The 8,438-nt window shown below is 34.7% G+C and carries 7 protein-coding genes and 1 pseudogene; 1 reads left to right on the top strand and 7 read right to left on the bottom strand.

Going from position 1 to position 8,438, the window contains the following annotated elements:
• Positions 1–90: 90 nt before the first annotated feature.
• Positions 91–489, top strand: a pseudogene (locus CWB76_RS18040) (REP-associated tyrosine transposase); the annotation flags it as partial.
• A 156-nt stretch (positions 490–645) separates the two neighbouring features.
• On the opposite strand, the gene CWB76_RS18035 reads toward CWB76_RS18040, so the two are convergent.
• The 7 genes from CWB76_RS18035 to CWB76_RS18005 form a co-directional block, all read right to left on the bottom strand.
• Positions 646–1,812, bottom strand: a complete 1,167-nt coding sequence (locus tag CWB76_RS18035; RefSeq protein WP_138609461.1) for a nucleotide sugar dehydrogenase — start codon at positions 1,810–1,812, stop codon at positions 646–648.
• A gap of 100 nt (positions 1,813–1,912) precedes the next feature.
• Positions 1,913–2,680 carry a glycosyltransferase family 2 protein gene (locus tag CWB76_RS18030; RefSeq protein ID WP_138609459.1) on the bottom strand — a complete coding sequence of 256 codons (768 nt, stop codon included), beginning with the start codon at positions 2,678–2,680 and terminating at the stop codon, positions 1,913–1,915.
• 17 nt (positions 2,681–2,697) lie between these two features.
• Positions 2,698–3,492 (bottom strand): glycosyltransferase, encoded by a 795-nt coding sequence (locus CWB76_RS18025; protein WP_138609457.1) that lies wholly within the window; start codon positions 3,490–3,492, stop codon positions 2,698–2,700.
• Between the two features lie 69 nt (positions 3,493–3,561).
• The gene (locus CWB76_RS18020) at positions 3,562–4,635 is read right to left on the bottom strand and encodes an EpsG family protein (protein WP_138609455.1); all 1,074 of its coding nucleotides are present in this window, start codon (positions 4,633–4,635) and stop codon (positions 3,562–3,564) included.
• Between the two features lie 13 nt (positions 4,636–4,648).
• On the bottom strand, positions 4,649–5,389 hold the full coding sequence (locus tag CWB76_RS18015) for a hypothetical protein (protein ID WP_138609453.1): 741 nt from the start codon (positions 5,387–5,389) through the stop codon (positions 4,649–4,651).
• Between the two features lie 266 nt (positions 5,390–5,655).
• Positions 5,656–7,068 (bottom strand): oligosaccharide flippase family protein, encoded by a 1,413-nt coding sequence (locus tag CWB76_RS18010; protein WP_138609451.1) that lies wholly within the window; start codon positions 7,066–7,068, stop codon positions 5,656–5,658.
• A gap of 51 nt (positions 7,069–7,119) precedes the next feature.
• Positions 7,120–8,250, bottom strand: a complete 1,131-nt coding sequence (locus CWB76_RS18005) for a TDP-N-acetylfucosamine:lipid II N-acetylfucosaminyltransferase family protein (protein WP_138609449.1) — start codon at positions 8,248–8,250, stop codon at positions 7,120–7,122.
• Positions 8,251–8,438 lie beyond the last annotated feature (188 nt).

Raw genomic sequence — 8,438 nt, 5'->3', positions numbered from 1 at the left:
TAATATAACAATAACTATTACTATTACTATTACTATTACTATTACTATTACTATTACTATTACTATTACTATTACTATTACTATTACTATTACTGCGTAACTCTAGTCATTAATAACAGACAAAAATTATTAAACGACCTTGGTCTCAATAGAAAAATAATTTTTGAAATTAAGAAACTTGAATTAGAAGATGCTTGTGAAAGTGTTGCTTTTGTCTTAATGCCAGACCATATACATTGGCTTTTTCAATTAAAAGTAAGCTTACATTTAAGCGCTTTAATTAGACTATTTAAAGGCCGCTGCGCTAAGCTTGCCCGAGATCAGCACAAAATTAATAAGCTTTGGCAAAGTGATTATTACAATCATATGATCCGAGATGAAAAAGACCTAATTAACTACGCGCGCTATATAGTAGCAAACCCACTTAGAGCTAATATCGTTAATAACGTTGGTGATTACCCATTTTGGGATTGTATTTATTTGAAATAAAATATAATACCCGTAGGCCTAAGTTTGTAAATGCAATTGAAAATTTGTAGGCGAGAGTTTACCTCGCGCAGAGTTTTGGTTCGAGGTATTAGGGTTTAGGTGCTTAAATCGTCGCCCGTACCTCGCAGCCCGTATACTTAAGCCTTAAACGATATTTTAATCACTACCAAATAAATCACGCGTATAAACTTTATCAGCAATATCAGCCAGTTCATCAACCATACGGTTTGATAAAATAACATCTGAAAGCTGCTTAAATTCATTTAAATCTTTGATTACCCGAGAATGATAAAACTCATCAGCTTCAAGTACTGGCTCAAAAACAACAACTTCAATTCCTTTTGCTTTAATGCGCTTCATGATACCTTGAATGGCAGAGGCTCTAAAGTTATCCGAACCCGACTTCATAACTAACCGATAAACACCGACAACCTTTGGTTTACGATTAATAATTGATTCCGCGATGAAATCTTTTCGTGTTCGATTCGCATCAACAATGGCGCCTATAATGTTGTTAGGAACATCTTTGTAATTTGCTAATAACTGTTTGGTATCTTTAGGTAGGCAGTAGCCACCATAACCAAATGAAGGGTTATTGTAATGGTTACCTATGCGAGGGTCTAAACCAACCCCTTGAATTATTTGTTTGCTACTTAACCCATGTGCCTCAGCATAACTATCAAGTTCATTAAAGTAAGCCACTCGCATTGCTAAGTACGTATTAGAGAAAAGCTTTATCGCTTCAGCTTCTGTTGAGTCGGTAAATAACACCTCAACGTCTTGCTTTATAGCGCCTTGCTTAAGTAAACCTGCAAAAGTTGCTGCTCGCTCGCTTTGCTCACCCACTACAATACGTGACGGATACAGGTTATCGTAAAGCGCCTTACCTTCACGTAAAAACTCAGGCGAAAAGATAATATTATTACAATTAAACTTATCTTTAATAGACTGAGTAAACCCAACCGGCACCGTTGATTTAATAATCATTGTCGCATCAGGGTTTATAGCTAATACGTCAGCAATTACAGCTTCAACTGAGCTTGTATTAAAGTAATTGGTTTGTGGATCGTAATCTGTGGGAGTAGAAATAATTACATACTCAGCATCAACATAAGCAGCTAGTTTATCTGTGGTTGCTGTAAAATTTAGATCTTTACGCTTTAGAAAAAGCTCAATTTGCTCATCAATGATCGGAGATTGCTGATTATTTAATAATTCAACTTTATGCTCATCAATATCAAGCGCCATAACCTCATTATTTTGCGCAAGCAACATTGCATTTGAAAGGCCTACATAACCTGTACCAGCTACAGCTATCTTCATTTTATATTTATCCTATACTTACAGTGCTCTAGCGTTTAAACCTCAAAGAATATACACGCTTTAGCCATAACTTTTTTATATAATCTCTAGATTAAAGAGGTTACTTTCGAAATACTGCCCGCCACGCATAAAAACAAAAACATTTAGCGGCTAAAAATATATTTAGGTTTTCAATATCGCGATAAATACTCCATTGACGCATTATTTTTTTTAACTTATTTCTAGATATCGAGTCGGGTAATATTCGGTATTGAGTTAACACTTTAGGGAATAAATAAGCTTTATTACCAGTTTTTAAAAGCTTTAACCATAGTGCATAATCTTGCCCAGTTCTCAGTAGTGGCATGAACAAGTCGCTAAATGCACTGCGCCTAAGTATTACTGTTGAACACCCCATAGTCGCTTTTTTACATAGCTGATCAGCATAAGAAAAAGCACGTTCTTGCGTAGCATCAACCACTTTATTAAGTCTTTTACTATCACCATCGATAAGTTCATACGCAGTAAAAGAAAAATTAATTGCATCGTTATTTTGCATAAATGCAATCTGCTCATTTAACTTATTTGGCAGCCATAAGTCATCACTATCGACAAAAGCGATAAACTCTCCAGTTACATTAGCTAGCGAGACATTTCTACTAACAGCCGCACCGCTATTAACTGCATTTTTAAAGACAGAGACTCTATTATCATGCCTTGCTATATTTTCTAAAATTTCTAGCGATGAATCTGTCGAACAATCATCTGTAACTAACCACTCCCAATGCGGGTAGTTTTGCTCTTTTATTGCATTGTATACACTTTCTATATAAAGAGCTGAATTATAGGTTGCGGTAATAATTGAAACCTTTGGAATACCTGTACTCATTTATAATTCCATAAAAATTATTTTAGTTTAAAGAAACCTTTAACCGAAAAAACTAAAGCTGAAAAAAAATCGGTGAACCGGACTTCTTTTTTTATTAACCTTTTAACATAAAAAGCAAACAATAAAGGGGCGCCAAAAAGCCCAAATACTCTACGAAAAATAGCCCCTTTAGCACTATTAGCTAAATCATTACTAAAGTCCCCACCAGAAGTAATTTCTCGATGAATCGATGTAATTATAGGCACAAAGCATCCTTTACCTCCCTTATTCAAAATATCAGCAAGAAAAATATTTTCTTCACCTGACTTATGAGTAGCTCCGAGGCCAAATCGAGTATCAAAGGCAACACCTTTATTAATGACGTTATCTCGTTTGATAAAAATCTCAATTGAGCTAACTCTCATAATGCTCATTCGATTATGAACAAACTCAGAAAGTGAATACTTCTTACGAACTTGTGTCTCATCCATTGCATATTTGGTTGTAATGAAGTCATCTTCGCTGTTTTCTAACCTATCAAAGGCTTTAATTACCCCCTCAGGAGTTACCTCAATATCATCATCCGTTAACCAAATTAAATCAGCATCAGATGAAAGAACACCTAACATGCGGCTTCTAGCTAAACCCCGATCTGAAGAGTAAATAATTGAATAAGCTTGTTCGCACTTATTATCAAAACTCTGATGCGCCACTTCAAAAAGCTGACAAACAATAGTTGAGCGAATATTTGTTTTTAAGTAACAATCCTCAGCTAAAGAGACTGCTTTTTCTAGCTGGCTATATACTGTTGATATAACTAATTCTTTTTTCATTTTTAATTTCATACTTATTAAAAATAAGGCTAATTTTAATGTTTTCGACTAGTACCACTAGTGACCACATTAAAAATAAAATTTACCTAAAATGTTGTAAGGAGTGTATTGCTCTGAATTAGTCATAGTAAAAACAAAAAACATAACAATTAGCGATAACACTAATAAATATAGGGGCTTACCTATTCCTTTGAATATTCGCATTAAATAAGTAAGCAATACAATATTAGAAATGTTAAATATAATCACAAATCTGTCACTTAAGTCTTCAAATTGTAACAGTAGAATGCTAAATATTAAGCCTATAAAGCTTAAATTAAAAAATACATGGTAATATTCAAAACGCTTTGCAAGTCGATCATAAAAGTATAATAAAGCAAAAAACATCAATGGTTTCTCAACAAATGAGAACGAGAATGGCTTAGCCTCACCAGAGGCAACATACGACTTAAAAGCGAAAAAGATGACGTTAGAGCTAGGTAACGAATCAGCAATAATTTTTATTATATTTATACTTTGTAAGAGCACAGCACTGGCTAATATAAATAAAAATGTACGCGCTCTAAATTGCTTATGTACAAAAAAGTATAAAGGCAGTACCACAATAAGACTAACGTGAAATGTAATAGCCAGCGCATTTAATAGATAATAATAAATTGCGTTTCTGGATTTTATATACTGAATGGAATATAAAAAAATTGCGACAGCAATACCTTGGCGCAAAAATATCATATTGAACTGAAAGTACCCATACCTCATGTACAATAACAAAGAAAGGATCGTCATTGGGGTATAAATAGAAGCACTTTTATACGTTACACCGATTGTCACCAACGCGGTAAAAACTAAGAAAAAGTTAAAATCGTCAAAAATAGAGTGAATTATAAAGTTATATAGTAAATAACCCTTTTCCAAGCGTGCATTATTTGCAAAATAGGCAAATAGATTAGAGAGGTGCTCCGGCGCATCATAAAAAACCTGATGGTATACCTCCCAATCAGGCTTAGCCCCCACTTCATGCCTTAAACCAGCAAATAAAGCGAGCGTAACCACAACTAAATATCCAATAAAGCTGTAGTCACGTTTAGTTACCGACAAGTATGAAAAAAGAGCAACGATACTCGTAAGAATAAGGTAAATCATTTAAATCGAGCCACTATTTATCTAGCTCAAGCTCTGAAATTAACTTCTCATATAATGAATGTTTATCAAACACTGTATTTTTATCTAAGCCATCTCTTCTTAGCTGCTCATTCCACAAGTGCAACGCTTTGGCACCACTGAGATCAACATCATGCTCACAAGGGAAAAAAATCTGCTTCCAATCATTAGAGCCAACCGGGTAATAACACTCAATAGGGGCTGCATAATTTAACAGGTTATCTTTTTTTACAAAACCAGTTAATGCCTTAGGACCTGTGACTCCCCATGGTAAATAAGAAAAGTCAGAACGCCCCCATGTTCTACCAATAAGCTTTCTAATTAAAAACTTAAACGTATCCCAGCGAGTAAATACAAACGGGTTGTTACAGTACTTGCTTAAATTAGCGAATAATTTATTGCCCGCTTTTTTAGTACCGATCACTGCATTATTGATATAACTTTCATTTTCAAAGCCATAATCAAGGTCGTTTTCAATATAGAATGGAGATAAACAAATTACATCCATATCTACCCAGTAGGTGTTGCTGCACTTTGAGAGCATTTCGTAACGAAAATGATTAGCAAATCCAGCGTAGCTACCTTTACCTTTTCCGGTTACTGAACCATATGTAAAAATCTTTTCTTTAGGTAATATTAGGTTAGCATCAAGTACTTCAACACCCTCAGGTATATTCAATACTTCATCATAAGTATATAGGTACACTTTATGGCCTGCGCGTAAAAAAGAGGTCAAACACACTCTTTCCAGTCTAGATAAAGCCCCACCTATCCATAATGATCTAATTTCTGCTAGCATTTATTTTTACCTATTTTCATATATTGGTTCCTTGGTCCACAGTTTAATCTAACTTAAAAACACTAAACCCTTTAACATCCGCGTCATTATCTCGTATAAAAGTACGCTCTTCAATAAACTTAACCACTAACATTACCAGCCAGTGACGTATGTTAGTATTTACAAACATATAAATTGATTTAAATGTACAAGGTAAATAAAACCTACTGACTCATTTTACGACATACAAAAGATTTAATTTCCCAAAGCTCACTTCTAAAAAAAAGTAATACACTTAGTAATATAACAAACCAAAACAACATAAACTGAATACTAAACATTTGTGCATATAAACTATTTAAAACAGCGCCAAACACTAATACTGTGGAATACAAATACATGCTTTTTCGTGGTATTGGTCGCCAAACATAACTAGCAAACTCAGTTCTCATAATGAAGAAAACCCAAAAGGATACACAGGTGCTCACAGCAGCTCCTGCAGCACCATAAATAGGAATGAGCCACCAGTTACCTAACAAATTAATCACAAACGCAATACATGCCGCCAGCATTGCAAAACCAGAGCGACGCGTTACCCCAATACCTACTACCGTTGTCTCCGATAACGTATAGAGTAATGGGTATCCTAAGCACGAAAGTAAAATCCATTGAACGGGTTTATAAGCATCAGGAAGAATATAAGTAACTATCCATGAAAGCAGTCCCGACAGACTAAACAGCACAATTACAGCTAATAAGACAAAGCGATTTACCTTCGCTATTTTATCAAGGTTCTCGCCTTTTGCAGCCCACTTATAAACAGTCGGAGCCCACACAGTTGAAAAAATACTTTGAAAAATAGTTGCTGACGCAGCAAAGCTTACCGCCACAGAATACAAACCGAGTTGCTCAAAGTTAGATAACTCCTTCAATAATATCTTATCGGTTGCCGTTAACCCCCAAAAAGCCAAGCCTCCAAAAATAAGTGGCATGCCAAACCTCAACAACTGCATCAAATAAGCATAATTTACTTTTTCAGAAATTCCCTTGAGCCACTCATCACGGGTATTCCAAACAAAAATTACACAAACAAATAAAATAGCCGAAACATTAGCTAACAGTAAGTTTGTAATTGTGTTATTAACCGATAAAACAACGTAGCTACCGATAATGATAATCAGTAATAATTTTGGCAGCACTTGACTCATTGAAAAGGCTAATCCCTTTTCATTCATGCGTAAAATAAGTGATAAAAACCGCGAAATAAAACTCGACAAAATAACCAAAGCAACTAGCAAGCTTAAAAACTGACTATCTATATCAAACAGCCAACTAGAGATAATATTATCCATGCTCAGCAATACACTAAGTGTCAGTGTTAATAATACTAAGCCTGGTAAAATAGCCACTTTAAATAAGGCGGGTTTGCTTTTTGTCTCGTGAAACTCCCTTACGTAAGCTTGATCTAATCCCAAGCTAAACAGCAAAGTGCTAAAGCTTATCACTACATTAAGCATGGCTAAACGGCCAATGTCTTGTTGTGAAAAAATCCATGTGATGACAGGCAGGGTTATAAAACTAAGAAGTGCTCCTCCTAACGGCCCTAAGGCAAACGCTGCGATTTTTTTAGGAGTCATAACCAACCTTTACTATAATGTTTGCCATTAAATAAGCCAAATCGACATTGTTTATAATGCGCACTCAACCAACTTCTTTGTTTTATCAATAATTGAAGCTCTTCCCCAGATCTCAAATAAACGCTGTTGGTTATTTAAAATCTGCTCAGGTGTTAGTTCAGCTAAAAAGTCTGCAGAGCAAATCTCTTCTAAGCAAAACACAAAAAAGCCATGTTCTTTTAAAAATGAATACAACAGATTGCTCTTATCTAGGTACACTTTTGCGCCTAAATTTAGTAACACAATAATGTTACCCACACCTTGTTGCCTTTTATGCGGCATAACAACACACGAACATGATGAAATAAGTTGAGTGTAATCATCAAATGGCATAAAACTGTCAAGCGCTAAAACATCTCCAGGAAAATGCTTATGGGCATACTCTTTTATAAAAGCGCCATAATTTTTATTACCGTAGCTCAAAGGTATAATGAGTTTTGATAAAGGCGCATCAATCTGCGATAGCAAATCAATGCCATCTAGATGATTACAAGAAAGCGTTGCGCTGTTGCCTAATAATATGTTTTTTCCACAAAGTTCACTGCTACCCTCTTTTGCCCAGTTATCCTGCATGGTTCCATAATTCCAATCCATCAGTTTTGGTTTGTGCTTTGTGGGCCATTTAATGGCTTTATACTCGTTTGTTAATACAGGACAAAATATATCAATTCGCTGCATCATTTTTATTTTTTGTTTTTTTAAGCGATATTGTAAAAATATCAAACGCTTAATTATTCCTTTAAATTCAGCTATAAACCCCTTAACCGGCTTTATGGCTTTATCATTCATGATCTGCTGAGTTTTATCACTAAACATCTCGTATTCATTATCAAAAATAAAATCATAATAGTCATAACCAAAACCCAACCAAATGACTTTAATATTTTTAGGAATATTCACTTTATATACAAATAAAGAATGAAACACGACAACATCTACATCAGTCCAAAATTCACTTTTTCGCGACGCTTTATCCAAAGTTTGTTTATTAATTATTTTTTTATTTTCAAACTTAACATGTTTAATCGTATTATGTTTTTGTACAAGTAATAGGCTGTTTTTTTTAGGGTAAGCCATTTCAAAAGCATTTAAGCCCATATCAATAAACTTTTCATCTGCCGACAAATGCAATATTTTTTTCATACTTCCTAGGTTCTATTGATCGTTCAAGGTTAAATTCACAGCCGTCAGATTGGCATTTGTGTGGTTATTCCCCATAAATAGGCGATAACGCTATAGTTAATAACAAACAGGCGCTGCCCGAAGGGTTCTCCCTAGGAGTTATTTACTCTTTGTTGCACGGTTTTTTCTTAGCCCACTAGGTTACAAAT

Origin of the sequence: Pseudoalteromonas sp. S1609, from assembly GCF_005887255.1 — a bacterium.
GTDB lineage: Bacteria > Pseudomonadota > Gammaproteobacteria > Enterobacterales > Alteromonadaceae > Pseudoalteromonas.
Note: the sequence above shows the minus strand (reverse complement) of the source record. Positions and strands in the feature narration are given on the sequence as shown.

Bases quoted from the DNA above. Each gene is read 5' to 3' on its own strand.
- CWB76_RS18035 (WP_138609461.1), bottom strand. From the start codon at position 1,812: ATGAAGATAGCTGTAGCTGGTACAGGTTATGTAGGCCTTTCAAATGCA.
- CWB76_RS18030 (WP_138609459.1), bottom strand. From the start codon at position 2,680: ATGAGTACAGGTATTCCAAAGGTTTCAATTATTACCGCAACCTATAAT.
- CWB76_RS18025 (WP_138609457.1), bottom strand. From the start codon at position 3,492: ATGAAAAAAGAATTAGTTATATCAACAGTATATAGCCAGCTAGAAAAA.
- CWB76_RS18020 (WP_138609455.1), bottom strand. From the start codon at position 4,635: ATGATTTACCTTATTCTTACGAGTATCGTTGCTCTTTTTTCATACTTG.
- CWB76_RS18010 (WP_138609451.1), bottom strand. From the start codon at position 7,068: ATGACTCCTAAAAAAATCGCAGCGTTTGCCTTAGGGCCGTTAGGAGGA.
- CWB76_RS18005 (WP_138609449.1), bottom strand. From the start codon at position 8,250: ATGAAAAAAATATTGCATTTGTCGGCAGATGAAAAGTTTATTGATATG.